This is a genomic window from Colwellia sp. BRX8-5 (assembly GCF_014077325.1).
Lineage (GTDB): Bacteria > Pseudomonadota > Gammaproteobacteria > Enterobacterales > Alteromonadaceae > Colwellia_A.
In genome coordinates this window covers 130,233-155,911 of record NZ_JACGVR010000007.1, presented here as the reverse complement: position 1 = coordinate 155,911, position 25,679 = coordinate 130,233, and the positions used below count along the sequence as shown (strand labels likewise).

Here is a 25,679-nt window from a genome sequence, read left to right as displayed (position 1 = left end):
CATTAAATCTGTATGTTTTTTATTCTTATTTTTATCTATACACATTAACTTTTTTAAATCGGGTGCATTCTACGCTAAACAATTTTGAGTTTTAGCGTTAATTTAGTAAAATTAAGAAAAATTTGTGACTTTTGAGTTTCTTATCCGTTATAGAGCCAGAAATTACATCACATTACCCGAAACTTAATAAGGATTTATCCATGAAAACTTTTAACATGACTCTGATAGCTGCATTAATAAGCTCTCCACTAGCTGCAGAAACTATTGATAAAACATGGGAGCTTGGTGTGTTTAGCGACTACATCAAGTCAGATACAAACAAAGAAAACAATATTGACTGGCAACAAATTGAAGCGGGCAAAAGCCTTGGTATTGATTTACAAAAAATCATTAATGAGCGTTGGGACATTCGTTTAGAATTAGCTAAAACACGTTACGACATTGAAAATGGCAATGATAAAGATTACGGAACACGTGCCGGTATCGATGCGATTTATAAAGTTGAAGATAGCAGCTTTTACCTTTTCACTGGTGTAAAGCGCTTTAACAATGTTAAAAGCTATAATGCGGCTAATGTAGGTGCTGGTTATAACCTTCAAATTAATGATCGTTTCTCTCTATACAGCGAAGCCGCTGTTTATCGCGATCTTGATTACGGTCAAACAGATCAAGGTATTAAACTAGGTGTAAAATATACTTTTGGCGATGTTAAAAAATCACCTGTTGTTAACAAAGCTGTTGTTAACAAACCTGTTATGGAAACGATGAAGTCAACAACGCCAGTCGTTAAAAAAGTGATGATGGTTGATACTGACAACGATGGTGTTAGTGATAACAATGACCGTTGTGCTAATACACCGGCAAATGTAAAGGTTGATTCACAAGGCTGTAGCTTATATTCAGAAAAATCAGTCGAAATTAAGTTAAATGTTATCTTTGAAAATAACAGTTCATTGGTTAAGCCAGCAATGGTTGATGATGTTCAGCGTTTAGCTGATTTCATGAAAGAATACCAAAACACAAGTGTTGTTATTGAAGGACACAGTTCGGCTTCTGGTAGTGAAGAATATAACCTAATGCTTTCGCAAAAACGTGCTGATACCATTAAAGGCTTATTAATTAATAAGTTTTCTATCGATGCTAGCCGTTTATCTGCAAAAGGCTTTGGTGAAACACAGTTGATTGCTAAAGGAACTTCGCCTGCAGACAATAGTGTAAACCGCAGAGTTGTAGCGAAAATAGAAACTGTCGTTAAAAAAGTGATTACCAAATAAGGCTAAATTGCCTAACTAAAAGGGAAGCCATTTGGGCTTCCCTTTTTTATTACTTTCAATGAAAGTCTCTTGATAAATCAGTTTACTCGATGTGTATAGAGCGCAGTATTAAAAGCCTATATAACTTTGGGCTAATTAATTACAATGACTCAGATAAAGTGATTATCTGAAGGACATAAGACCTCGTCAATATTATGCATTCGCATTATTGGCCGTAAAATTTACAGACCTTAATAAACAAATAAAGCCCAAATATTCCAACTCCCCATCAAAGTAACTTTTAGGCTATCTTTGCTAGCGGTTGCCACAAAGTTCGCTAAGTTGAAGTCTTTATTTATTTCGACTCTGCCCCGCTTAGCTATCAAATCGGTCATTCTCGCGATTTATCGGCACGGCTTAAAAGTGCTATTTTAAGTGGTCTAAATTTATCTACCAACTCAACTTATATCGCAAAAGATAGCTGCTCATTAATACTCACATTTTAATCTCTCCAGATGAGCGTGATTCTTCTAAAGCGATGTTTGAACAATAATCAGTTTAAAACGAAATGTGTTCTCGTATAACCTCGAAATTACGAGTAGGAATGATCCAAAGCTTATCAATAAACAAACACATGAACACAGCTCATAAATTAATGAAATAAAATCAATTTTATTCATACAACGAACCAAGTATAAAACACACTCTGCTTTTAACTTTAAACCATATTACAGTTGTTTCTCAATTAAGCCTTTAGGTATATACCCAAAAGACGATGAAGACATTGACTGGGAAAACCAAAAAATAAAATTAAAAGCCTCAAAGATCACGAAATAAATTTAGGTTTTATCTCAGGAAATAGGATTACGTTCACAATGAATAAAGACTTTACATTTACTATTAAGAGCACTTGTCTTGATGAAAATTATCAGCCCTCAGACAATACGCGTATCACGACCAACTTTGCTAATTTAGCGAGAGGAAACAGCCGTCAAGCGAACTTACGCAACGCTTTAAATATGATTGACAATAGTTTCAATGCGTTGGCACATTGGGATAATCACCAAGCAGCACGTTATTCTGTCGAACTTGAAATCATTTCCGTTGATATAGATATTGAAGGCAGTGGCCAAACCTTCCCATCAATTGAAATATTGAAAACGAATATTGTTGATCATAAAAATAACAAACGCATTGAAGGCATTGTAGGAAATAATTTTTCCTCTTATGTGCGAGATTATGATTTCAGCGTATTGTTGTTAGATCATAATAAGGGTCAATCAAAATTTAGCATTCCAGATAATTTTGGCGACCTGCATGGGAAGCTCTTTAAATACTTTGTAAATTCGAGTGTTTACCAGCAACACTTTAAGAAGCCACCGGTAATATGTCTCAGTGTTTCTAATAACAAGACCTATCATCAGACTGAAAACCACCATCCCGTATTAGGTGTTGAATACCAGCCAAATGAATCTTCTTTGACTGAGCAATATTTCAAAAAAATGGGCTTACAGGTTCGCTATTTTATGCCACCAAATAGTGTTGCGCCTTTGGCTTTTCACTTCTTTGGTGATTTGCTTAATGATTATACTAATCTTGAGCTTTTAAGCACCATCAGCACGATGGAAACTTTTCAAAAAATCTATCGACCTGAGATTTATAATGCGAATGCTGTTGCAGGTAAATGCTATCAACCAAATTTAATGAATTTAGATCATTCATTAACCCAAATTGTTTATGATCGAGAAGAACGAAGCAAGATGGCTAATCACCAGGGAAAATTTGCTGAAGAGCACTTCATCAAACCCTACCAAACGGTTCTTGAGCAATGGTCTGCTAGTTACGCTCAATAGCTATATTTAATACTTATCTTTTATAAATATCCTAAAATTATGGCATCAACTATCATGAAAAAATTATTACCTACTTCAACGGCAGGCAGTTTACCTAAACCCTCTTGGCTTGCACAACCTGAGACTCTTTGGTCTCCTTGGAAATTACAAGGTGACGAATTAATTGAGGGAAAACAAGATGCTCTACGTTTATCATTACAAGATCAACAACAAGCAGGTATTGATATTGTCAGTGATGGCGAACAAACACGCCAACATTTTGTTACTACATTTCTTGAGCACCTCAACGGAGTTGACTTTCAAAAACGCAAGACCATAAAAATTCGTAATCGCTATGATGCGAGTGTACCTACGGTTGTTGGTGCTGTTTCACGCCAAAAATCAGTTTTTGTTGAGGATGCCAAATTTTTACGTCAACAAACAAAACACCCGATTAAATGGGCGCTGCCAGGCCCTATGACGATGATAGATACACTTTATGATGACCATTATAAAAGTCGAGAAAAGCTAGCTTGGGAATTTGCCAAAATCCTTAATCAAGAAGCCAAAGAGTTAGAAGCAGCAGGTGTTGATATTATTCAATTCGATGAGCCTGCATTTAATGTGTTTTTTGATGAGGTTAATGATTGGGGTGTGGCTTGTTTAGAGAGAGCAATTGAAGGGCTTAAGTGTGAAACAGCTGTACATATTTGCTATGGCTATGGCATTAAAGCCAATACAGATTGGAAAAAAACTTTGGGGTCTCAGTGGCGACAATATGAAGAAGCCTTTCCCAAACTGCAAAAATCTACTATCGATATTATTTCGTTAGAATGTCATAACTCTCATGTACCAATCGAGCTACTTGAACTTATTCGAGGTAAAAAAGTGATGGTAGGAGCCATTGATGTCGCAACCGATATCATTGAAACACCAGAGGAAGTCGCCAAGACCCTACGAGAAGCCCTCAAGTATGTCGATGCCGACAAGCTCTACCCATGTACAAACTGTGGCATGGCCCCTTTATCTCGTAAGGTAGCAAAAGGGAAATTAAATGCGTTAAGTGCAGGTGCAGAAATAGTTAGAAGAGAACTTTCTAATAGTAACTAACTGATATAATAGTGTTTAGTAAAGTAGGCTATGGCTTTCTCACAATCGAGCAAAATTGGCTATGCTTGAGCTATTATTTACTTAAAGACCTAACAACGTATGCTGCAGTTGCCCGTTTAATTGATAGTAGGGTCTTTAGCGTTATTAAAAATAAAAGTAGTCGTTAATGAATATCATTGAATTTATAACAAATAATATCTCACCGTTTTTTGCATTGGTTGCCACAGGTGTATTCGCAGGTATTTTAGCGGGCTTGTTAGGTGTAGGTGGTGGTATCGTAATCGTACCTGTATTATTTTTCTTGTTTCAGAGCTTTGGCGTATCACCAGAGTCTGCGATGCTAGTTGCTACAGCAACCTCACTAGCCACCATAGTACCCACATCTGTTAGTTCTATTCGTTCTCACAATAAAAAAGGTAATGTCGATTTTGACCTGCTCAAACGCTGGGCTGTCTTTATTCTTATCGGGGTATTGGTTGGTAGCTGGTTAGTGACTCTTGTTGAAGGTACTATGCTTACTATGTTGTTTGGGGTGATAGCGGTTTTATCAGCACTAAATATGTTGTTCCGCACGGGGAAATCAGCTGTATACCAGAAACTACCTAATAAAACAGGACAAACGGTTATGGGGGCATCCATTGGCTTTTTCAGTTCTATGGTCGGGATTGGCGGCGGTACTATTTCGGTGCCACTGCTCACTTTATATAACTATCCCGCCCACAAAGCCATTGGCACAGCAGCGGCAATAGGGTTAATAATTTCATTGCCTGGTGCGCTAACAATGCTGACCTTCGGTAGTACGCCAACCGATGCTCCAGCGGGTACATTTGGTTTGGTCAATCTATTTGCCTTCACTTGTATTGTGCCGCTAACCGTATTATTCGCACCGTTAGGGGCATCATTAGCAGCGAAATTAGATGCGGAAAAACTGAAAAAAATCTTTGCCTTCGTATTACTATTTACGGGCTTACGTATGTTGGCGCAACTTTTCTTATAGATTTTATTGCTGTTCATTGTTGTTGAACAGTAAATGATAATTGTAAATCAACTTATTTGATTGATAAAATGAACAGCATTCATCAATCAATAAAGTTCATCATCAAAGCTAAAAACAGGAGTTAACAGGTGTTAGAAAGGATCCATTTAGAAATACTAACCGCAATAAAAGAGCATGGAACCCTAACTAAAGCTGCTGATTCGTTGCACTTATCTCAATCTGCGTTAAGTCACAGCATTAAAAAATTAGAAGGCCAAATTGCTACTCCAATATGGAAAAAAGAGGGTCGAAACCTACGTCTTACAGCTGCTGGAGAGCGTATTCAAACGCTTTCAAATAGAGTATTACCTCAGTTTTTACATACAGAATTATTACTGAGTCAGATTGCAAAAGGTGAAATGGGGGCTCTACGAATTGGCATGGAATGTCATCCTTGTTATCAATGGTTACTTAGAGTCATTCAGCCTTATTTAGAACAGTGGCCGGACATTGATATGGACGTGAAGCAGGAGTTCCAGTTTGGTGCTTTAGGTGCATTGCTTAGCTACGAAATAGATGTACTTATTACACCAGATCCACTCTTTAAACCTAAAATAGTCTACATACCCGTTTTTGACTATGAACATAGGCTGGTCGTTTCAGCGTCTCACAAACTTGCAAAGCAAGCTTTTGTTTTACCCGAGCAATTAAGCGAAGAGGTACTGTTTAGTTACCCTGTTGAGCCGCAAAGGCTCGATATCTTTAGTCAATTTCTTAATCCAGCAAAGTGTTCAGTAAAAAAACACAAAAACATTGAAACAACTGAGATCATGTTACAAATGGTCGCTGCTGGTCGAGGTATTTGTGCCTTGCCGGGCTGGCTAGTAGATGAGTACTCAAAATCAATGCCTATTAAGAGTCTTCGTTTTGGAGAAAAAGGTATTAATAAGCAAATCTTTGTAGGTATTCGCAAGACCGACCAAAATATTGACTACTTAAATGATTTCATTGCTCAAGCTAAAAAAACAAAATAATTAGTTAATCCGGTTTTAGAGGGGCTGCATAAAATTAAACACCTGCAATAGAAAAGACGGCGAGCTTGTCGCTAATCTATGAGACTGCCTCTTGCTCACCCAGATGGTATTTTGCTCACGACAACAATGAGCTTAAATCCGATTTAACACAAATCAATAAGCTAAGGCTGGCAATTCGTATAATTAAGAGCATAAACATGTTCTTGCATAGTAAATAAAAAAAGCCCGAATATCGCTATTCAGGCTTTTCAATTTTGAGCTATAAATGGTTTTGACTATTTATGCGCAGGATAAACGGTTTACTTCAAGGCGCTTTATTGTGTCGTTTAGTGTTTCTTAAACGAACGATAACGCAACGAAGAAATTAACAGTTTAGACAAGCACAATTACATCATACCGCCCATTCCACCCATACCGCCCATATCAGGCATGCCACCAGCGCCAGCATCTTTTACTGGTGCATCAGTGATCATAGCTTCGGTTGTTAACATTAAGCCAGCGACAGAAGCAGCAAACTGTAATGCACTACGCGTTACTTTAGTTGGGTCAAGAATACCCATTTCTAACATATCACCGTAAGTAGAGTTACCAGCATTGTAACCAAAGTTACCTTTACCGTTACGCACTTCGTTTAATACGACTGAAGCTTCATCACCACAGTTAGCAACGATTTGACGTAGAGGTGCTTCCATTGCGCGAATTGCAACATTAATACCATGAGTTTGGTCTTCGTTGGCACCTTCAAGATCTTTGATAAGGTCAGCAGCGCGAACTAATGCAACACCACCACCAGCAACAACACCTTCTTCTACCGCGGCGCGAGTTGCATGCAATGCATCTTCAACACGGGCTTTTTTCTCTTTCATTTCGATTTCTGTTGCTGCGCCAATTTTAATAACCGCAACACCGCCAGCTAATTTAGCTAAACGTTCTTGTAACTTTTCTTTATCGTAATCAGAAGATGAGTCTTCGATTTGACCACGAATTTGCATTACGCGACCTTGTATATCAGCTTCGTTACCAATACCATCAATAATCGTTGTATTGTCTTTAGTGATAACAACACGTTTAGCTTGACCTAAATCTTCTAATGTTGCTTTTTCAAGCTCCATACCGATTTCTTCAGATATTACCGTACCACCCGTTAATGTCGCGATATCTTGTAACATTGCTTTACGACGGTCACCAAAACCAGGTGCTTTAACCGCTGCAACTTTAACGATGCCGCGCATGTTGTTTACCACTAATGTTGCTAAAGCTTCACCTTCAACATCTTCAGCAATAATTAATAATGGCTTACCTGATTTTGCAACCCCCTCTAAAGTAGAAAGTAATTCGCGAATGCTGCCTACTTTTTTGTCTACTAATAGAATGAATGGGCTTTCTAATTCAACAGTGCCACTTTCTTGGTTGTTGATAAAGTAAGGAGATAAATAGCCACGGTCGAATTGCATACCTTCAACAACGTCTAATTCGTCAGTTAACGCTTGACCTTCTTCAACAGTAATTACGCCTTCAGTGCCCACTTTTTCCATCGCTGTTGCGATGATTTTACCGACAGTTTCGTCAGAGTTAGCAGAGATAGTGCCTACCTGCTCAATCGCTTTGTTATCGCTACATTCTTGTGACAAACCTTTTAATGCTTCAACGGCGGCAATAACTGCTTGGTCGATACCACGTTTTAAGTCCATTGGGTTCATGCCGGCAGCAATTGATTTCAAACCTTCATTTACAATAGCTTGCGCTAAAACAGTTGCAGTAGTTGTTCCGTCACCAGCTTCATCATTGGCTTTAGAAGCAACTTCTTTAACCATCTGTGCGCCCATGTTTTCAAATTTGTCTTCTAATTCAATTTCTTTTGCAACAGTAACACCATCTTTGGTGATGATTGGACCACCAAAAGATTTGTCTAATACAACATTACGACCTTTAGGGCCTAATGTTACTTTTACCGCGTCAGCTAAAACATTTACACCACGTAGCATTTTTGCTCGTGCGTCATTTCCAAATAATACGTCTTTTGCAGCCATGTTGTTTCTTCCTATATTTTGTTAGTTTGTCGAACATCGTTCGACTACAATAATTAATACACTGTAAGTTGAGGCTTAGCCTAACGAATTCCTACAGTTTATATAAAGTCAGTAGCGTTACTATGACTCAACAATCGCTAAAATGTCTGATTCAGAAAGGATCAAAACTTCTTCGCCATCAATTTTTTCAGTTTTAACGCCGTAACCTTCACTAAAAATAACTTGGTCACCTACTTTTACGTCTAAAGCACGTACTTCGCCATTTTCTAAAATGCGACCGTTACCGACAGCGATAACTTCACCGCGCGTTGATTTTTCTGCAGCACTTCCTGTTAAAACAATACCACCAGCTGATTTTGATTCTACTTCTTTACGTTTAATTATTACGCGGTCATGTAATGGACGAATGCTCATTAATTTTCTCCTGAGAGTTTATTCACTCTCAATAAATTTAAATAAAAGGTTATAAAACTTTGTTGCAATTAAAGATGGGGCTAATTTAAAACTTCACAAGCCCCGTTAAAAAATTTTTTATTCTTTGCGCTCATACTCACCTTCAAGCGTTTCACCTTGGTGGTGTTCAATCGGCTTCTTAGTGCCTAAACCCTGCTCAAATGGATCAGACGTAACTGGCTGTTCTTGCTGAGTATGCACCGAACTTTGATAAGTAAAACCAGCCGCGCTTTGATTCATGACTAAATGTGACTGCACTGACTTTATCAACAGACTTCTCACACTAGGGATCAGGAGAGATAGCCCAAAAATGTCAGTAACAAAGCCAGGCGTTACTAAAAGTATGCCCGCAACCAGTAAAAGTAGTCCTGCAACTATTTCATCTGAAGGCATTTCTCCTTGCGCCATTTTAGTTTGTACTGAGTTTAAGGTCGCAATCCCCTGCTGTTTAACATTTCTCGCACCCAGCCATGCGGTAATAATAACAATAGCAATTGTTGGCCATGCGCCAAGCCAAGTACCAACATTGATCAGTACCATAATTTCGATAATAGGAACGACAATAAAAAGGATAAATAGAAATCGAAACATTTAAAGTCTCTTCATTAAAAAATTTTATATAAGATGAAACATATATGGGGTTGTGCAGGTCTTTTTCAAGCATCAGGTAAATACAAGCTAGTTCATATGGTAATAAGCTATTAATTGTCATTTAAATAGCTTAAGTTTTTGTTAAGGAAAATACGTTAATGTTTCAATTAATAATGTGCACTTGTCCTGATATTAGCAATGCGAAATTGATTGCAAAACACTTAATACAAGAGAAACTGGCCGCTTGTGTCAATATTATTCCTAACGTTATCTCTGTTTATCGCTGGCAAGATAATATTGAATGTGATGAAGAAATACAGTTAATGATAAAAACACAAACCAATAAGTTTAACGATGTAGCTAGTGAAATTAAACGCTTACATCGTTATGATACCCCTGAAATTATCGCCATGAACATCCAGCAAGGCGACGATAGTTATTTAAACTGGATCACTGAGTCTTTAAAATAGTTGTTATGAAAAAAATTGTCTTACTTTTTTGGTTAGTTTTAACCAGTATTTTTTTGCAAGTACCCAATGCTCAAGCTCAAGATTCAATTTTTGATACTTCGTCCGCTTCGTTATTCAGTAACGATGATGAGTTTCTTAGTGTCGAAGAAGCCTTTGAATTTAATTTTCACCAGAAGGATGATCAATTATCTGTTTCCTTTACCATAGCTGAGGGCTATTACTTATATCGTCACCAGTTTAAGTTCAGTGTTGAAAACGCAGAAATAATCCCTGTCGAACTGCCTAAAGGTGAAGACCATGAAGATGAATTTTTTGGTGTTCAGCAAATATTTACCGAACAGCTTAACTTCACTATTAAGCTTGTTAACGCTAATAGTAATGCCAGCATTAAAATACGCTATCAAGGGTGCGCAGCAAAAGGCTTATGCTACCCACCTAAAAGTAAAGTTGTAGCACTATCAAAAGTTAATAATGAAGAAGCCATTAACACCAACAATGTTTTGGCGGCGATATCACCTGATAATGAAACGGGCAATACATCTATTGCCGCTGAAAATGCCAGCGAACAACATCAATTAGCCGATATGCTCAAAGGTGATAATATTTGGCTAACACTACTCGCTTTTTTTGTTGGAGGCTTACTGCTTTCATTTACGCCTTGTGTATTTCCTATGTACCCTATTTTGACCGGTATTATCGTTGGGCAAGGCGATAAATTATCAACGTCAAAAGCCTTTCGTTTATCGTTTGCTTATGTACAAGGCATGGCAATAACTTATACCTTACTGGGCATTGTTGTTGCACTGGCCGGCGCTCAGTTCCAAGCAATGTTTCAACATCCTGCCGTTTTAATTGTGTTGAGTGTTTTATTCATCTTTTTAGCACTTTCTATGTTTGGAGTTTTTAACCTTGCCTTGCCAAGTAGCTGGCAAAATAAATTGAATAACATCAGTAATAGCCAAAAAGGTGGTTCATATTTCGGTGTTGTTGTTATGGGTGCTATTTCTGGTTTAGTGGCGTCTCCATGTACTACCGCTCCTTTAACCGGTGCTCTGCTATATATCTCGCAATCGGGTGATATTTGGTTAGGTGCATCAGCCCTCTACGCATTAAGTTTAGGTATGGGTGTACCCTTACTTGTTTTGGGTAGTTCTGGTGGTAAATTATTACCAAAAGCAGGTACATGGATGACGGTAATTAAAAATGTATTTGGCTTATTACTACTCGCTGTTCCGATATTTTTAATGGAAAGGTTTTTACCTTCAGTGGTAACACAAGCCATGTGGGCAATATTGGTCTTATCAAGTGCAGGCTATTTTTATACCGTCAATCAACAGACCCAGAATAACTTTTGGTTTGGTGTTAGAAGTGTGGTGATATTTGTAATGATATTTTTTGGCGCCAACCAAGCTTTTCAACTGATAAGTCCTAGCCAAAACGTTGCTACAAGTAATCAAGAAGCTCCACAACAACACTTTACTAAAGTAGCAACATTACCAGAGTTGTTAGCAGCAGTAGACAATGCGAATGCACAAGGGAAGACTGTAATGGTCGATTTGTATGCCGACTGGTGTATCGCCTGTAAAGAGTTTGAAGAATACACCTTTAATGCCCCGCAAGTACAAAAAGTGCTGAGTAACACAGTATGGTTACAAATTGATATGACTGACTTCGATTCGACTGACAATGCTGAGTTTGCGGAAAAGTATCAAGTACTTGGCTTACCGAGTATTCTCTTCTTTGACCAACAAGGTAAAGAATTAACTCAGCAGCGCGTAACGGGTTTTATGGGGGCAGAAGAATTTACTGAACACCTACAAAAAATCCTTTAACCTTTAACCTTTAACCTTTAACAAACAAGTACACTTTAACTCGCGTAACTCTGCGGGTTAAAGTGCTGATACTTTCCAATAGCCATTAACAATTTTTGTATCAATAAATTCCATTAGTTTGGTTTCAGGAATAGGTTTAGAAAAGTAATATCCTTGAATAATATCACAATCGTTTTCTGTTAAACTGCGTAACTGCGCACTCGTTTCAACACCTTCTGCGATAACCTGCAAACCTAAGTTCTTCACCATAGCAATGGTTGACATAATAATTTGATAATCAGCTCGATTTTCTAACATGCCAAATACAAAGCTTTTATCTATTTTAATAACGTCGACTGGCATTTTTTTCAAATAAGCTAATGACGAATAACCGGTACCAAAATCATCAATGGCAAAACTAAACCCTACATCTCTCAAGCCATTCATCATTTCAATTGCACTATCGATATTTTTTACTAAGGTTTGCTCAGTCAGCTCTAGTTCGAAGTGACTTGCCTCAAGCGAGAACTCATTAAGTAAATCGGTTAAATAAGGGGTTAGATGAGGATCGGCAAATTGACCTGCTGACAGATTTATCGCAATACGGACATCAGTTAAACCCTTATCAATAAAAGTTTGGCAAAGTTCAAAACAGCGTCTGATCACCCAATAACCCAGTTCAACCATGTGCTGAGAATTTTCAAGGAGAGGAATAAAATCTTCCGGCGAAACCATGCCTCGTTCGGGATGCTGCCATCGAAGTAACGCTTCAAAGCCGTATAGTTTTTTTGTTTTTGCATCTAACTGAGGTTGTAAACTTAAGCTAAATTGATTTTTAGCTAAAGCCTGTCTAACTTCACTTTCCATCATCACCCGAAGGGCAACTTTTTTATACATCTCTTCATGGTAAATATGATATTTGGCGCCACCATCATCTTTAGCTTCATACATAGCGATATCGGCATAACTGATCAGATCTTCTGACTTAGTCATTTCTTCAGGAGCAAAGGCTATTCCAATACTGGTACTTACATAAAAAAGGCTATTTTGTATTTTAATTGGTTCTTTAAATGCTTCTAAAATTTCTTGTGCGACAAGCACTGCATCATTTTCATTATCGATATGACCAAGTACCACAACAAATTCATCACCACCAAATCGACAAGCCATATCAACTCTCCGAATACTGGAGCGCAAACGATTAGCCGCTTGAATTAACAACTTGTCGCCATCAGTATGACCATGACTATCATTTACTTTCTTAAAGTCATCGAGATCTAAAAATAAAACGGCAATTTGTCCGTCACTGCGTGACACATTGAGAAACGCTTTACGCAGTTGATAGTTAAGCATATTGCGGTTAGGCAATCCCGTTAACAAATCATACATGGCAATATTTTCGAGCTCTTTCGTTTTTTGTTCAATTTCAATATTTAACTGTTCAAGTTCAAAACTTAACTCGGTGGCCGCATTGGCTAAAATATCTAGTTCATCAATATATTTACCATTTCTTTGTAGGTCTGTTTGACGAAACCGATCAAATTCTTTTTTCGCCAATAGAGGTAAAACATCTGACAAGACTAGTAAGCGACGAGTAAAGGGGCTAGCAACAAAATGAACAACAATCACTAAAGCAATAAGCACAACTAAGGTAAAAATTAAAAATTGCCAACGATTTTGCTGATACTTATCTGTAAAAATAGTGGCGTCATCAATCAGTGCCAGGTAATAAAAATCATCACGGGTATTTGCGATGGGAATTAAGTTAATCAGATAACTGCTATCGTTGGCTGTAGCTTTTATACCTTGAAAATTAATCATCTCGCTGTTGATAATTTCTTGGTTCGACATAAATAATTCACTGACTAGTTGAGTATTTGTTGAAGAGATAAATTTAGCGTCAGCAAGTATAATAGCCTCTTCGTTACCTGTTATTGATACAAGCTTATCTACACGAGAAAAACTTACAACGGCCAACTCATTATCAAGCGCTTGATTTATATAAAAAATCATATCAACAAGTGAAACTGTCATCGCGACAACCGCCATATCACCCTTACCGTTTAATACTGGTATGGTGATCAACTGAACACATTGACCCTCGCAGTACAAAGTGTGTTCAGGTTGCTGATGTCTTAGTACATTTTCAATACTCAGCTGAACAAATTTAGGAATAGCATTAGAAAGGTATAACTCTTCATTACTTGCTGAAACTAACCAAACATTTTCAACATTTTGATTCATTTGTAGGGTATCAAACTGCGCGGCAAACTCTTGTGCTAAAACGTCAAAATCAGCTTGCTCTTTTAACCGCACAATATCAGAAAACGACTCTAGCCACGTCAGTATTTTTTGACGTAATACGTTATTTTGCACAGAAAACTGTGCCTGGCCTTTACGTAAAGTATCACTTTGATATTGGGTGAACTCTTGATTTAACCTTGATAAAGACAAATAAGAGAAAATAGCCGTTAGGAGCAATAACGCCCCCATAACTAGCACTAATAATTTAACAGGAACGCTAACAAATCTTTTTCTCATCAAGTTAGCCCCACTAGAACCAGTACATTAGTTGTAAGGCCCACATTTTCCAATGCTCACTGTTCGCCTCTGGGTTGGGCAACACAACAGGATTAACGCGGGCAGCGCCTTTTACCCAATGGTACTCCGCATTGACCCGTAAATTATCAGAAAAATCGTATGAAAACCCTAGCATTTTATCGTGCTGATAAGCAAAATAATGAGGTATGGTGCCAAAACTTTGTTGTTGTAATTCACGGCCTTTTTTATCATCCTTATTTGCATAGAAATTTTCAAAACGACTAATAAATTTCAATCGTTGATTTACCTTGTAAACCGCTTGAACATAACCACCTTGACCAATATTGTCTTGGTTAAACTGAGCAGCGTAAAACCCTTTGGTTAAAAACCTTGTTTGTAAAACTTCACTAGTAAACTCCCAGTGTTCACCTTCATATAAAGCATTTATCGTATAAAACTGAAAAACAAATCGTCCATCAACAAAAAAATCAGGACTCTCATTTTTATAGTTAAATTCTGAATCCAATAAGGTTAGACCAAAGCGCCATTGTGAAAATACTGGCCGCCAATAAACACTCGCCTGCGTATCAAGCTCATGCTCGATATCTCCCTGTGCTAACTTACTGAGAATGACTTCTGCATCTTCACTATCAATCGGACTTTTACCACGGCTAAAATTGAAATCAAATTCGCCATATTTATCATTATTGTAAGTCAATTTTAATGCAGCACCATCGCCACCAACAGCGATATCACGAAAGCCATCAAAATATGTCCCTTGCGGTAACAAGATTGAGGGCCGTGCAAAAGGAATATCACGGGTACTTGAATGCAACCAGTGGGCATTTTTAAAACGGCCAACAAATAAATTAGCTTGCCACTGCTCTGAACTATAAGCGCTCCAATCCATTAAGAAGTAATCAACACGCAAACCTTCCTTGTAGCGATTCCCACCGTTTAAATAAACAGCTTGTGCCGCAAAGCGATAATCGTCAGATAATTGATACGAGGTATTAAGTCCTATTTCTGTTAACTTTAACGATATTTCGCCGTTATCATTAACAAAGTTGCTATTGTCGACGTCAATAACGCCTTGCGCAACAAAGCCATGTATTTTTAACGGATCTGCCGAATGCCCTTCCTGTGCGTGCGCATTAATCGCAAGTAATGCTGATAAGCACATTACTTTATAACTCATTTTATTGATCGATTTTAAGCAGATTGACATCACTTACCTCATTAATATTTTCAATGTAACCAATGGCACCTGTGGTTGATTTAACGGCTTCAATTAACTCTTCTTCAGTTAACACCACAGTTGGCGCAATCCCCATACCTGAGAAAGTCAACTTGTCCCATATATGGTCAAGTTGATATGGAAATAAGCGTAAGGTGTCTTTACAAAATTTTTGATGGGTGGGATTAGTACTTGATAAAACAAAAACAGTTATGGGTAGGCCATTGGCCCATTTAGTTTGACGCATTGAATATATACGACGTAACTGAGTGGTTGTTATTGACACAGTATCAGTTGTGATATTGGTAATAACTTCGACCGCATGAGTTGCCGGACTGCCAATTAATATGACAAGAACCATTAATCTGATTAGAATTTGGCTGATAACTAAATCCTTGTTAATGAGAAATAAAGAGCACTTTGTGTATCTAACAAAGTGCTCCGTAGCCACTAGTAGTAACCGAGTAAAGGAGACCACGCAACCCACTGCTATATGTTAACCTGTATATAAAAACCGCTAAACCAATGAATTGATTACTAAATATAGATAATAATATTGTAGTAAATTTTTCCTAAAATACAAAACTTTATTGTCAACTTATTGATAAAAAGTTAACAACAACAGATCAGACCAGTATTTTGCTGCTATATTCTGCGAAAACACTATAATAATCGCTTAACAGCAGAAATGCTCGATTTTGTTATTAGCTGTTCCATCACTCTAGCTTTTATGTGATGATATTTGTAATATTTGCTATTTAATAGGTTTTTCTCAGAAAATGACTACAAAGTTTAAAGTTTTAGTGATAAATGGCCCTAACTTAAATATGTTAGGGAAACGCGAGCCTGAAATTTATGGCGCGCAATCATTAACCGATATTATTGACGATTTAACATTGCAAGCTATACCACTGAGAATTGAATTAAGTCATTTGCAATCAAATGCTGAACACCTACTAATAGAAAAAATACATCAAGCTCATAATGAAATAGACTTTATTGTCATTAATCCTGCCGCATTTACCCATACTAGTATAGCGATACGTGACGCACTCCTTTCTGTGGACATTCCATATATTGAAGTTCATCTTTCAAATGTCCATGCTAGAGAGTCGTTTAGACATCATTCGTATCTATCAGACAAAGCTATTGGTGTTATTTGCGGCTTAGGTGCCGATGGTTATAAATATGCGTTAGCGTCGGCTTATACTTGGTTGACTGACCATAAAAGTTAATGAAAAAACAACAGAGAGTGGCTTAACTTTAGCGGCTCTATTTACAACATAAATTACACATTGATAAAAAGGTATTCAAATGGATATTCGTAAAATAAAAAAATTAATTGAATTAGTACAAGAATCAGGGATTAACGAATTAGAAATTTCTGAAGGTGAAGAATCAGTACGTATTTGTCGTGGCGGTACTATGGTACAAGCTGCTCCAATGATGCACTCTGCTCCTGCTGCTGCACCTATTGCCGCACCTGTAGTCACTGAAACGGCACCTGCTGTTATTTCAGGTCACGTTGTTCGTTCGCCAATGGTTGGTACTTTCTACGCTTCAGCATCACCTGATTCACCTGCATTTGTCGAAGTAGGTAAACATGTCAATGCTGGTGATACTTTATGTATTCTTGAGGCAATGAAAATGATGAACCAAATTGAAGCTGATAAGTCTGGTGTTATTAAAGAAATTCTAGCGGGCAATGAAGACGCTATAGAATTTGACCAGCCGCTATTCATCATTGAATAATCCTATAGATATCAAACAAAAGGATCATTCCATGTTAGATAAAGTTGTTATCGCCAATCGAGGCGAAATTGCACTAAGAATATTACGTGCATGTAAAGAACTCGGTATAAAAACTGTTGCAGTGCACTCTACGGCTGACAGAAACTTAAAACATGTTTTATTAGCCGATGAAACTATCTGTATTGGCAAAGCGCCAGCGCCTGACAGCTACCTTAATATTCCTGCCATAATAACGGCAGCTGAAGTCACTAACGCAGTAGCAATACATCCTGGCTATGGTTTTCTAGCTGAGAATGCTGATTTTGCAGAACAGGTTGAAAAGTCAGGCTTTGCCTTTATCGGCCCAAAAGCTGAAAGCATCCGTATTATGGGTGATAAAGTTGCGGCAATTAAAGCAATGAAAATAGCGGGTGTTCCTTGTGTTCCAGGGTCAGATGGCCCGCTTAATGATGATGAAGCGGCCAATAAAGCTCATGCTAAACGTATTGGCTACCCGATTATCGTCAAAGCGGCTGGTGGCGGCGGTGGTCGTGGTATGCGTGTTGTGCGCAGCGAAGAAGATTTAGTCGACGCGATTGCATTAACCAAAAGAGAAGCCGGTACTATTTTCAAAAATGATATGGTTTACATGGAAAAATTCCTTGAAAATCCTCGTCATGTTGAAATTCAAATAATGGCTGATGGTCAAGGTGCTGCAATTCACTTAGGTGAGCGTGATTGTTCTATGCAGCGTCGTCATCAAAAAGTGGTAGAAGAAGCTCCCGCACCAGGTATTACTCCAGAAATGCGCGCCAAAATTGGTGAGCGTTGTTGTAAAGCTTGTATTGATATTAATTATCGTGGCGCCGGCACTTTTGAATTTTTATACGAAAACGGTGAATTCTACTTTATTGAAATGAATACCCGTATTCAAGTTGAGCATCCAGTTACTGAAATGATCACCGGTGTTGATTTGATCAAAGAGCAATTACGTGTTGCTGCTGGTCAACCATTATCTTATACCCAAGATGATATTAAAATCGCTGGCCATTCAATTGAATGTCGTATCAATGCTGAAGACCCACGTACTTTTGTTCCTTCACCGGGCAAAATCACTCGTTTCCATCCTCCAGGAGGATTGGGGGTTCGTTGGGATTCTCATATCTACGCTGAGTATACGGTACCACCAAATTATGACTCTATGATCGGCAAACTGATCACTTGGGGTGATAACAGAGATGTTGCAATCGCACGTATGCGCAATGCCTTAGCCGAATTAGTGATTGATGGTATTAAAACCAACATTGCCTTACATCAAAATATTTTAAATGATAAAGGTTTTGTTAATGGCGGTGCCAACATCCATTATCTAGAAAAGAAATTAGCTGAAGCTGAATAAGTTTCTACAAATTTAACAATCAAGCCCTGCATCGCAGGGCTTTTTTATATCAGGGATAACGGTATTAAACGTTTACATAAAAGTGAAATTCCTACACCCAAATAGCAATGATGTCGTGTTACCATAGATAATAATATATGGCTTATACTTTACTCATTGAATTTAAAAATATGACTGAATTACTTGAAAAACCTTTACCACCTGCCGATGGTGAATGTTGTGACAGCGCATGTACACCATGTGTTTGGGACAATTTCTATGCAAAGCGTAAAGAATGGCGCCTGCAACAAGTCGCACTAAAAGAAAAACAAGCCCAAGACAACGAGTCAAATTAAGACTAAGCGACTTTCTAAGCGATACTGTGTATGACTGAATTACTTAAAGAACCTTCCCTTCCCGCCGACGATGACTGTTGCGGCGGCGGCGCTTGTTGCCCTTGTGTATGGGACCACTACTATAGCGAATACGAAAAGTGGCGTTTACAGCAGACTGAATTACAAGCTAAAGAGCAAGCAGTAAACGCTGAACAACCTTAGCTCAAGGCAATCACTTTTTTCACTAATTTATTAATACCACTGGCCGCCTCAACAAGTGATGTCGCTAGCATGTAGGCCGGTGTTGAAACCAGTTTTCGTTTTCCGTCAACAATAATATCGCCCACTTCACAATCAACGTGTGCTAAACCACGCTTTATTAACGACTCCGCGATATCACGGTCTTTACCAATCGTTGCTTGAACATCCTCACCGTAAATAAGGGGGATCATTGCCGGAGCAATACACATAAAGCCAAGCGGTTTGTCCGCTTTAATAAAGCGTTGAGCAGCAACAAGTACTTCAGCATTTATTTGATAGTTTTCTGCATCAAGCGCGAAGCCACAGAGGTTCTTTGCTGCGCCAAAGCCACCAGGGAAAATTAGCGCATCAAATTCTTCATGATAGAGCTCAGTAATGTCTTCAATGTCACCACGGGCAATGCGCGCAGATTCAACCAAAACATTACGTGTTTCATCTTCACTAACCGCGCCAGTTAAATGGTTAATCACATGATGTTGATTAATGTTTGGCGCAAAACAACGATAGCTTGCTCCTTGCTGTTCAATCGCTAATAACGTTAAAACACTTTCATGTATTTCACTGCCGTCATAAACGCCACAGCCAGATAAAATAATCGCTATTTTTTTCATGTTAATCCTTTATTCCTATATTCTTTGTCATATTAGGTAACTGACATAATAAAACAACTATTATCGAGCACCACATCAATAATGCAAACGGTAAAGCACTACCATCATAAAAATACGCTAATATTGGTCCTGCTAATGCGCCAATGCCAAAGCGAAGAGTACCTATTACCGCACTAGCTGTACCTGATTCCCGGGTAAATTCTTGCATAATAAGTGCATCAGCATTGACCGCTATCATCGATAAACTGCCCATCAACGGCAATACCGCAACTGCCGTGAACATTAATGGTAGCTGCAAAAAGTTTACCACCACCAACAATGAAGAAAAACATAACGCAACGATTAAACCGTAGGTCAACATTTTAAATGACCCTTTACGACTAACTAAGCGGGTATTAATAAAATGGGCGGTCATTAACGCCAAAACATTAACGGCAAATAGTAGGCTAAATTCAAATTCCGAGACCTTAAAAACCGTTAGATAGACAAAAGGGATCGCGGTAATATAAGCAAAAAAAGCTAATGAAATAACCATAGACGTAACAATATTTAGTTGTGACTTTTTATTAGATAAGACAATTTTATAGCGTTGCAGAAAACTAACCGGTGCTAAATTTTTCTCACGCTTTACTTCAGGTAAAAATCGATACACCAAGAGTAAAATAATAAAGCTGTAGGCCGCTAAACTTAAAAATATAAGCTGCCAACTATGCAGCAGTAACACTGAGCCAATAGCGGGCGCTATCATAGGCGCTATCATCATAATCATAGATACATAAGAAAACCCTTTGGCGGTATCTTTGCCATATCGCTCTTTTATTGTTCCCGGCACAACAACCGTTGCCGCACTACTAATAAATGCCTGAAAAAATCGTAAGGATAAAAACTGTTCAATACTCGTGACAAACGTTATCGCTATACTCATCACGATAAAACCTGAGATACCGAGCATCACTAATTTTCTTCTGCTGTGTTTATCCGCTTGTGGGCCAAAAAATAACAGACCTAAAGCATAGCCTAGTAAATATATACTCAGGCTATTTTGTACCATTGGCATATCAGTTGACAAATGCTCCGCCAGTATTGGCATTGCCGGCAAATACATGTCGATTGCCAATGGTGAGATAGCAATAATGGCTGCTAATAAGGGTAATAATAATTTTAGTGAAAGCTCTGTTTGTTCACTAACTTTTAGGTTTCTCATGATTTTTCCGGATAGTCGTAAACAAGTTTGCCAAGGTCAGCAATCGCTTTGTCTATTTTTTCACACCATTTCACCCCATAGCTAATGCGCATAAAATTTTTATATTGCCCGGTTGGGGAAAAAATTTCACCGGGAGCAAAACTCACCCCCTTAGCAATAGCCTGAGTAAAAAATTGGCTAGTATCAACATGAGAACGGCAACGTATCCATAAGACACTGCCACCTTGTGGCTGTGAAATGCAGACTTCTTTTGGAAAATGACTAGCGATTAAGGCGCGCATCCGCTCGCAGTTATAACGTAAGGTTTTTCTTAACACTTGTAAGTGACGATCATATTCACCACTCATCAAATAATCAGTTAATGTCCATTGCTGTAACATTGGTGTTGAGCAAGACTGGGCGCGTTTAATACGTTTTGCTGCTTCTTCATATCTGCCTGGTAATAGCCAACCGACCCGATAACCTGGTGCAGCGGTCTTTGAAAAAGATGAGCACGTTAGCACTAGGCCTTTTTTGGAGTAAAGCTGCGCGGGTACTGGTCTATCTTTGCTGAAATATAAGTCACTGTAAACTTCATCTTCGATAAGTGGAATATCATGTTTTTCTAATAAACTGACCATATTCTGGCGCTGTTGATTAGTCATCATAGAGCCAAGTGGGTTAGAGATAGCGGTAGAAAACAAACACGCTTTTACCGGATGTTGCTCAATAACTTTAGCCAGTTCTTCAACACAAATCCCCTCTTCAGTGCAGGTATAAACTTCCAGAGCTTTCATACCCAAACTTTCAATTAATTCAATCAAACCAAAGAAACACGGTGATTCTACAGCGATAATATCACCACGTTCTGCGACACACTGTAAGGCAATTGATAGTGCTTCTTGGGCACCACTAGTGATAATTATATCGTCATGATTAATGGCTACGCCTTGCTCATGATAACGAAAAGCAAGGTTTAAACGCAGTTTTGGATCACCATTTACCGGTCCGTAACTAACCGCTTTTTCAGCATTCTTACTCAATACCGAACGCATTAATCGTGCTAAGGCTTTATCTGGTGGGTGTGCATTGACCGGGTTAGAAATACCCAATGCGACAGTATCGGGTAAATGAACAGCTTCATAAACTTGTTCTATTATGCTTCGACATGAGATTTCAACGGGCTGACAACTTGCCCATAATGACCGCATAGGTTTTAAGGTTCGTGCTTGCTTAGCTTTTAAATAATAGCCTGATTGTGGCCTTGCAGAAATACTACCCTGACGCTCTAGTTCAATATACGCTTGTTTTACTGTCGGTATACTTATTTCAAATTGTCTACTGAGTTTACGTAGGCTAGGTAGCTTGTCTCCCGCTCTTATTGCACCACTTTTTTCTTGGTCTTCAACAAAGTCAATGACTTGCTGATATAAAAATTCTGAAGAAGATTTATCTAAAAGTTGCATTTTATTTCACCTCAACAAAAACTGTATAGGTTACATTTTATATTTTTTGTATCTGTTACACAACAGAACTATCTATAAACTAGTGTTTTAGAAATAAGTCGACCTTAAGAAATAGTACTTCATATAAGAAATGCTGTTACAGTGATTTAGTCAAAATTAATTGAGAAGATTGCGCTTAAATTTTTCAGGAAAGAATAATGAACAACACACTATTATATGTGATCACCGTACTTATCTGGGGAACAACTTGGATCGCCATTAATTATCAATTAGGTGATGTTCCCGCCGAAGCATCTATTGTTTATCGTTTTGGCTTAGCAGCACTTCTGCTATTTGCTTATTGTCGTTTTAAAAAGCTCTCACTTGCCTTTAACAAAAAACAGCACCTACAATTTTTGTTCTTTGGTTTGATGTTATTTGGCTGTAATTACTATTTTTTATATTCAGCTCAACAGCATATAAATTCTGCGCTTGCCTCAATCGCTTTTTCAATGATTATGTTTTTCAATGTGGTCAATGCCCGCATTTGGTTTAACACTAAAATTACTCAACAAACTTATCTAGGCGCTTTTCTAGGTTTAACCGGCATTGTGGTTTTATTCTGGCCACAAATTAACGATACCGAGTTAGGCGCAGAAACATTACTAGGTTTATCACTTTGCTTCGTTGGAACATTGTTCGCATCAACGGGCAATATGGTCTCAATGAAAAATAAACTTATGAATTTACCTATGATGCAAGCCAATGCTTGGGGCATGTTTTATGGCTCAATATTTATGACTATATTGCTATTAATACAAGGAAAATCATTTAGTTTTTCATATACCTTACCCTATATTAGTTCGCTAATTTACCTATCGGTTTTCGGCTCTATTATTGCATTTGCCAGTTACTTAACACTTTTAAATAACATCGGAGCCCATAAGGCCTCATATGCAAGCGTGATGTTCCCTGCTGTTGCCGTCGTTATCTCAACGATATTTGAAGGTTTTAGCTGGAATATTTATACTGTCATTGGCTTATTAATTATTGTCGCCGGGAATATTGTTGTGTTAACTAAACCAAAAAAGAAAAATATAATAATAACACCATAAAAGCATCCTACTTTTAAATATATTTATGTTAAATCAGCTTGTTAATCCAAAATGACTTTACCAAGTAATTTATAGGTAATAACATAAGCAGCGTATAAAAACGCTAAGTGACGCTGTTATTTTCAATAAAAACCGAGTTAAAATAAAGGCATAATTTTATTGAGATGCTACTCTTTTTAGAGTGATTAATTTTTATAAAATCATTAATTAGGGGCAAGATGTTAAATAACTCATGGGGTCAATTGTTAATACTAGCGCTATCGTTACTTATGACGACGAGTGCCGCTTGCCAAAAAATAAATAATAATCATTATTTACCCATAGTAACGTTAAAGTTTGACCCTTCTGGCTCAAATGCTTGGTATCCCTATTATATTAATACTGGTGAAAAACGTGGCATTGTCGTTGACGCCGTAGCCATAATACTCGCCACTGCCAATATAAGTGGTAAGGAAATAATTTTACCGCCAAAACGCACCAATTTATCATTGAAAAATGGTCTCGTTGATTTTGATTTAATTAATCCTGATTGGTTATCTAAAGAGCAACAGTCTGACGACTATGTCTTTAGCGATAGCGTGATCCCAATTAAAGAGCATATTATCTATTTGGCCGGTACCGTTATTCCTGAAAACTTAGGGGAAGATCAACAATTAACCGACCAAGATATAGGTACCGTTCGAGGTTACTATTATCACAATGATAATTTATTTAATCGCCTAGATTACCCTTCAGAAAAAGAGTTAATAAAAGCACTTTTTAGAAAAAGGATCACCTTTGCTATTAGTGGTGATAAACCAGCACAATATTGGGCAAAAATATTATCAGTACCCATTATTTTAGGCCCCGTCCATTCTGATGGTTACTTAAAAATTAGACTAAGAAAAGAGCTAAAATATCTTTTACCCCAAATCAATGATGCCATTCAACGATTAAAAATAAATGGTAGTCTCGAAAGTATTATAAAAGCTTATATATAATGCTCATCGACTTAATTTATAACTAAGTACTTTATAAGGTTAGTTGTTGCGCATTTATTATCGCGCGTAGTTGTTAATAACAAGTGACTCCATTATCCTATTACCTTAAAATAATCCGCTTTATCTCGTCTTAAAATTTAAGGGTAATATGAAATATTTCCATCGCTCAGTGCTACCTTGTTTGCTTTCTAGCTCTTTATTGCTCGTAACATCTTGCTCGTTATCAAGCGAACAAGCCAAAACAGATAACAATGAAACTGCTGCTTATACCTATCTTAAAGAACTTGTTTCACCCACCGAAGGTATAGGTGCTCGCGAAGCTGGAACGATAAAAGAACAGCAAACAGCCCGCTATATTAAAACTAAATTTGAAAAGTTTGGTTATCGAGTTACCGAGCAAAAATTTTCCTATAACAGTAGAAAAATGGTCGGTGAATCAAAGAACATTATTGCTGAATTTGGTGACGTAACAAAGCCAACCATCATACTTGGCGCACATTATGATTCAACGGCAATGAAAACGGGATCAATGGGCGCCACAGATAACGGCGCAGGTGTTGCGGCAATGTTAGCGATAGCCCAAGCATTGACCACAAAAATGCCAAATAATTATAGTATTCGCTTTATTGCCTTTGGCGCAGAAGAAATTGGTTTGCAAGGTTCAAACTATTACGTCAACGACTTATTAACCCATAACAAATTAGATAATATCGCAGCGATGATTAATTTTGACACCATAGCAGGTGGCGATAAGGTTTATGTACATAGTGCGCATACACAAGCTTATGATAATTGTAAAAATGAAACTTATAACAGCGACACTTTTATGCGAAATGCCTTACTCAAGGCATCAATTAAGGTGTTAGGCGAACAAAACAAGTATGTTATTCATCCTGACTATGAAGGCTATCCTGAAGGTGTAACTGGCTCTTGGTCTGATCATGCTAGTTTTGCCTGTGCTGGTATTCCTATTGCGTATGTAGAATCAACCAACTTTTCAATTAATGGCCAGAATGGCTTTGATGGTTACTCTCAATCAACCGCAAAAAAATTGTGGACTTGTTATGATAAAAAGAATTCAACAGCTTGTGATAATAAAGCCGAGAAAAACTGGGGAAATATTTGGCATACTCAATTTGACCGTTTAGATAAACTTGATGAAATATTTCCGGGACGTGTTAAGCAGCAGCTTAATAATAATGTTGAGGTGCTAATTGAATTATTAGCTAATCCTGATAAATATTTACCGTCAAAGTAAAAAATAAAAATAATATTTTAAAGGTGTGGGCGGTTTTATTAAGA

General features: G+C 37.8%; 24 protein-coding genes. 15 read left to right on the top strand and 9 right to left on the bottom strand.

Annotated features, from left to right (window positions below):
* The first annotated feature begins 200 nt into the window (after window positions 1-200).
* The 5 genes from H4J62_RS07480 (at window position 201) to H4J62_RS07460 (ending at window position 6,205) form a co-directional block, all read left to right on the top strand.
* Complete coding sequence (locus H4J62_RS07480; protein WP_182214644.1) at window positions 201-1,274, top strand: OmpA family protein; 1,074 nt, start codon at window positions 201-203, stop codon at window positions 1,272-1,274.
* Between the two features lie 854 nt (window positions 1,275-2,128).
* A complete protein-coding gene (locus H4J62_RS07475; protein ID WP_182214645.1) occupies window positions 2,129-3,106 on the top strand; it encodes a DUF1852 domain-containing protein in 978 nt (325 codons plus the stop codon).
* A gap of 54 nt (window positions 3,107-3,160) precedes the next feature.
* Window positions 3,161-4,195: a methionine synthase gene (locus H4J62_RS07470; RefSeq protein WP_182214646.1), complete on the top strand. Its 1,035-nt coding sequence runs from the start codon at window positions 3,161-3,163 to the stop codon at window positions 4,193-4,195.
* Between the two features lie 166 nt (window positions 4,196-4,361).
* Window positions 4,362-5,192, top strand: a complete 831-nt coding sequence (locus H4J62_RS07465; RefSeq protein ID WP_182214647.1) for a sulfite exporter TauE/SafE family protein — start codon at window positions 4,362-4,364, stop codon at window positions 5,190-5,192.
* Window positions 5,193-5,320: 128 nt separating this feature from the next.
* Window positions 5,321-6,205, top strand: a complete 885-nt coding sequence (locus tag H4J62_RS07460; protein ID WP_182214648.1) for a LysR family transcriptional regulator — start codon at window positions 5,321-5,323, stop codon at window positions 6,203-6,205.
* Between the two features lie 386 nt (window positions 6,206-6,591).
* Here the strand turns inward: H4J62_RS07460 and groL are convergent, their stop codons facing one another.
* From groL to H4J62_RS07445, 3 genes are all read right to left on the bottom strand, one after another.
* Complete coding sequence (gene groL, locus H4J62_RS07455) at window positions 6,592-8,235, bottom strand: chaperonin GroEL (protein ID WP_070374904.1); 1,644 nt, start codon at window positions 8,233-8,235, stop codon at window positions 6,592-6,594.
* A 120-nt stretch (window positions 8,236-8,355) separates the two neighbouring features.
* The gene (locus H4J62_RS07450; protein WP_070374905.1) at window positions 8,356-8,649 is read right to left on the bottom strand and encodes a co-chaperone GroES; all 294 of its coding nucleotides are present in this window, start codon (window positions 8,647-8,649) and stop codon (window positions 8,356-8,358) included.
* Between the two features lie 117 nt (window positions 8,650-8,766).
* Window positions 8,767-9,279: an FxsA family protein gene (locus tag H4J62_RS07445; RefSeq protein ID WP_182214649.1), complete on the bottom strand. Its 513-nt coding sequence runs from the start codon at window positions 9,277-9,279 to the stop codon at window positions 8,767-8,769.
* A 158-nt stretch (window positions 9,280-9,437) separates the two neighbouring features.
* Here H4J62_RS07445 and cutA point away from each other — a divergent pair, with 158 nt between their 5' ends.
* Together cutA and H4J62_RS07435 are read left to right on the top strand one after the other, a co-directional pair.
* Window positions 9,438-9,749: a divalent-cation tolerance protein CutA gene (cutA, locus tag H4J62_RS07440; RefSeq protein WP_182214650.1), complete on the top strand. Its 312-nt coding sequence runs from the start codon at window positions 9,438-9,440 to the stop codon at window positions 9,747-9,749.
* 5 nt (window positions 9,750-9,754) lie between these two features.
* Window positions 9,755-11,581 (top strand): protein-disulfide reductase DsbD, encoded by a 1,827-nt coding sequence (locus tag H4J62_RS07435; RefSeq protein WP_182214652.1) that lies wholly within the window; start codon window positions 9,755-9,757, stop codon window positions 11,579-11,581.
* A 57-nt stretch (window positions 11,582-11,638) separates the two neighbouring features.
* Here the strand turns inward: H4J62_RS07435 and H4J62_RS07430 are convergent, their stop codons facing one another.
* Genes H4J62_RS07430 through H4J62_RS07420 form a run of 3 tightly spaced genes read right to left on the bottom strand, consistent with a single transcriptional unit; the run spans window position 11,639 to window position 15,699 of the window.
* Window positions 11,639-14,101: a bifunctional diguanylate cyclase/phosphodiesterase gene (locus H4J62_RS07430; protein ID WP_182214654.1), complete on the bottom strand. Its 2,463-nt coding sequence runs from the start codon at window positions 14,099-14,101 to the stop codon at window positions 11,639-11,641.
* 13 nt (window positions 14,102-14,114) lie between these two features.
* Window positions 14,115-15,299: a hypothetical protein gene (locus tag H4J62_RS07425; RefSeq protein ID WP_182214656.1), complete on the bottom strand. Its 1,185-nt coding sequence runs from the start codon at window positions 15,297-15,299 to the stop codon at window positions 14,115-14,117.
* A gap of 1 nt (window position 15,300) precedes the next feature.
* Window positions 15,301-15,699, bottom strand: coding sequence for a hypothetical protein (locus H4J62_RS07420; RefSeq protein ID WP_182214657.1), 399 nt, complete (start codon window positions 15,697-15,699; stop codon window positions 15,301-15,303).
* Window positions 15,700-16,117: 418 nt separating this feature from the next.
* Between H4J62_RS07420 and aroQ the strand changes: the two genes are divergently transcribed.
* The 5 genes from aroQ to H4J62_RS07395 all read left to right on the top strand — a co-directional run bounded on the left by aroQ (window position 16,118) and on the right by H4J62_RS07395 (window position 19,004).
* Window positions 16,118-16,573 (top strand): type II 3-dehydroquinate dehydratase, encoded by a 456-nt coding sequence (aroQ, locus tag H4J62_RS07415; RefSeq protein WP_182214659.1) that lies wholly within the window; start codon window positions 16,118-16,120, stop codon window positions 16,571-16,573.
* 79 nt (window positions 16,574-16,652) lie between these two features.
* Entirely contained in the window at window positions 16,653-17,090 is a 438-nt protein-coding gene (accB, locus tag H4J62_RS07410; protein ID WP_182214661.1) for an acetyl-CoA carboxylase biotin carboxyl carrier protein, read from the top strand.
* Window positions 17,091-17,121: 31 nt separating this feature from the next.
* Window positions 17,122-18,468, top strand: coding sequence for an acetyl-CoA carboxylase biotin carboxylase subunit (accC, locus tag H4J62_RS07405; protein WP_070374912.1), 1,347 nt, complete (start codon window positions 17,122-17,124; stop codon window positions 18,466-18,468).
* A 137-nt stretch (window positions 18,469-18,605) separates the two neighbouring features.
* Complete coding sequence (locus H4J62_RS07400) at window positions 18,606-18,803, top strand: oxidoreductase-like domain-containing protein (protein ID WP_182214663.1); 198 nt, start codon at window positions 18,606-18,608, stop codon at window positions 18,801-18,803.
* A gap of 30 nt (window positions 18,804-18,833) precedes the next feature.
* Window positions 18,834-19,004, top strand: coding sequence for an oxidoreductase-like domain-containing protein (locus H4J62_RS07395; RefSeq protein ID WP_083277942.1), 171 nt, complete (start codon window positions 18,834-18,836; stop codon window positions 19,002-19,004).
* On the opposite strand, the gene elbB is transcribed toward H4J62_RS07395, so the two are convergent.
* The 3 genes from elbB to H4J62_RS07380 are packed head-to-tail and all read right to left on the bottom strand — an operon-like array spanning window position 19,001 to window position 22,303.
* Window positions 19,001-19,654, bottom strand: coding sequence for an isoprenoid biosynthesis glyoxalase ElbB (gene elbB / locus H4J62_RS07390; RefSeq protein WP_182214664.1), 654 nt, complete (start codon window positions 19,652-19,654; stop codon window positions 19,001-19,003). The genes H4J62_RS07395 and elbB overlap by 4 nt on opposite strands.
* A 1-nt stretch (window position 19,655) precedes the next feature.
* On the bottom strand, window positions 19,656-20,858 hold the full coding sequence (locus H4J62_RS07385) for a multidrug effflux MFS transporter (RefSeq protein WP_182214666.1): 1,203 nt from the start codon (window positions 20,856-20,858) through the stop codon (window positions 19,656-19,658).
* Window positions 20,855-22,303, bottom strand: coding sequence for a PLP-dependent aminotransferase family protein (locus tag H4J62_RS07380; protein WP_182214667.1), 1,449 nt, complete (start codon window positions 22,301-22,303; stop codon window positions 20,855-20,857). Before H4J62_RS07380 ends, H4J62_RS07385 begins: the two co-directional genes overlap by 4 nt.
* A 197-nt stretch (window positions 22,304-22,500) precedes the next feature.
* Here H4J62_RS07380 and H4J62_RS07375 point away from each other — a divergent pair, with 197 nt between their 5' ends.
* From H4J62_RS07375 to H4J62_RS07365, 3 genes are all read left to right on the top strand, one after another.
* Window positions 22,501-23,397: a DMT family transporter gene (locus tag H4J62_RS07375; protein ID WP_182214669.1), complete on the top strand. Its 897-nt coding sequence runs from the start codon at window positions 22,501-22,503 to the stop codon at window positions 23,395-23,397.
* A 218-nt stretch (window positions 23,398-23,615) separates the two neighbouring features.
* Window positions 23,616-24,377 (top strand): ABC transporter substrate-binding protein, encoded by a 762-nt coding sequence (locus H4J62_RS07370; protein WP_182214670.1) that lies wholly within the window; start codon window positions 23,616-23,618, stop codon window positions 24,375-24,377.
* A 148-nt stretch (window positions 24,378-24,525) separates the two neighbouring features.
* The gene (locus H4J62_RS07365; RefSeq protein ID WP_220465976.1) at window positions 24,526-25,635 is read left to right on the top strand and encodes a M28 family metallopeptidase; all 1,110 of its coding nucleotides are present in this window, start codon (window positions 24,526-24,528) and stop codon (window positions 25,633-25,635) included.
* The last annotated feature ends 44 nt before the right edge of the window (window positions 25,636-25,679 follow it).

Bases quoted from the DNA above. Each gene is read 5' to 3' on its own strand.
- H4J62_RS07480 (WP_182214644.1), top strand. From the start codon at position 201: ATGAAAACTTTTAACATGACTCTGATAGCTGCATTAATAAGCTCTCCA.
- H4J62_RS07475 (WP_182214645.1), top strand. From the start codon at position 2,129: ATGAATAAAGACTTTACATTTACTATTAAGAGCACTTGTCTTGATGAA.
- H4J62_RS07470 (WP_182214646.1), top strand. From the start codon at position 3,161: ATGAAAAAATTATTACCTACTTCAACGGCAGGCAGTTTACCTAAACCC.
- H4J62_RS07465 (WP_182214647.1), top strand. From the start codon at position 4,362: ATGAATATCATTGAATTTATAACAAATAATATCTCACCGTTTTTTGCA.
- groL (WP_070374904.1), bottom strand. From the start codon at position 8,235: ATGGCTGCAAAAGACGTATTATTTGGAAATGACGCACGAGCAAAAATG.
- H4J62_RS07450 (WP_070374905.1), bottom strand. From the start codon at position 8,649: ATGAGCATTCGTCCATTACATGACCGCGTAATAATTAAACGTAAAGAA.
- H4J62_RS07445 (WP_182214649.1), bottom strand. From the start codon at position 9,279: ATGTTTCGATTTCTATTTATCCTTTTTATTGTCGTTCCTATTATCGAA.
- cutA (WP_182214650.1), top strand. From the start codon at position 9,438: ATGTTTCAATTAATAATGTGCACTTGTCCTGATATTAGCAATGCGAAA.
- H4J62_RS07435 (WP_182214652.1), top strand. From the start codon at position 9,755: ATGAAAAAAATTGTCTTACTTTTTTGGTTAGTTTTAACCAGTATTTTT.
- H4J62_RS07430 (WP_182214654.1), bottom strand. From the start codon at position 14,101: ATGAGAAAAAGATTTGTTAGCGTTCCTGTTAAATTATTAGTGCTAGTT.
- H4J62_RS07425 (WP_182214656.1), bottom strand. From the start codon at position 15,299: ATGAGTTATAAAGTAATGTGCTTATCAGCATTACTTGCGATTAATGCG.
- H4J62_RS07420 (WP_182214657.1), bottom strand. From the start codon at position 15,699: ATGGTTCTTGTCATATTAATTGGCAGTCCGGCAACTCATGCGGTCGAA.
- aroQ (WP_182214659.1), top strand. From the start codon at position 16,118: ATGACTACAAAGTTTAAAGTTTTAGTGATAAATGGCCCTAACTTAAAT.
- accB (WP_182214661.1), top strand. From the start codon at position 16,653: ATGGATATTCGTAAAATAAAAAAATTAATTGAATTAGTACAAGAATCA.
- accC (WP_070374912.1), top strand. From the start codon at position 17,122: ATGTTAGATAAAGTTGTTATCGCCAATCGAGGCGAAATTGCACTAAGA.
- H4J62_RS07400 (WP_182214663.1), top strand. From the start codon at position 18,606: ATGGCTTATACTTTACTCATTGAATTTAAAAATATGACTGAATTACTT.
- H4J62_RS07395 (WP_083277942.1), top strand. From the start codon at position 18,834: ATGACTGAATTACTTAAAGAACCTTCCCTTCCCGCCGACGATGACTGT.
- elbB (WP_182214664.1), bottom strand. From the start codon at position 19,654: ATGAAAAAAATAGCGATTATTTTATCTGGCTGTGGCGTTTATGACGGC.
- H4J62_RS07385 (WP_182214666.1), bottom strand. From the start codon at position 20,858: ATGAGAAACCTAAAAGTTAGTGAACAAACAGAGCTTTCACTAAAATTA.
- H4J62_RS07380 (WP_182214667.1), bottom strand. From the start codon at position 22,303: ATGCAACTTTTAGATAAATCTTCTTCAGAATTTTTATATCAGCAAGTC.
- H4J62_RS07375 (WP_182214669.1), top strand. From the start codon at position 22,501: ATGAACAACACACTATTATATGTGATCACCGTACTTATCTGGGGAACA.
- H4J62_RS07370 (WP_182214670.1), top strand. From the start codon at position 23,616: ATGTTAAATAACTCATGGGGTCAATTGTTAATACTAGCGCTATCGTTA.
- H4J62_RS07365 (WP_220465976.1), top strand. From the start codon at position 24,526: ATGAAATATTTCCATCGCTCAGTGCTACCTTGTTTGCTTTCTAGCTCT.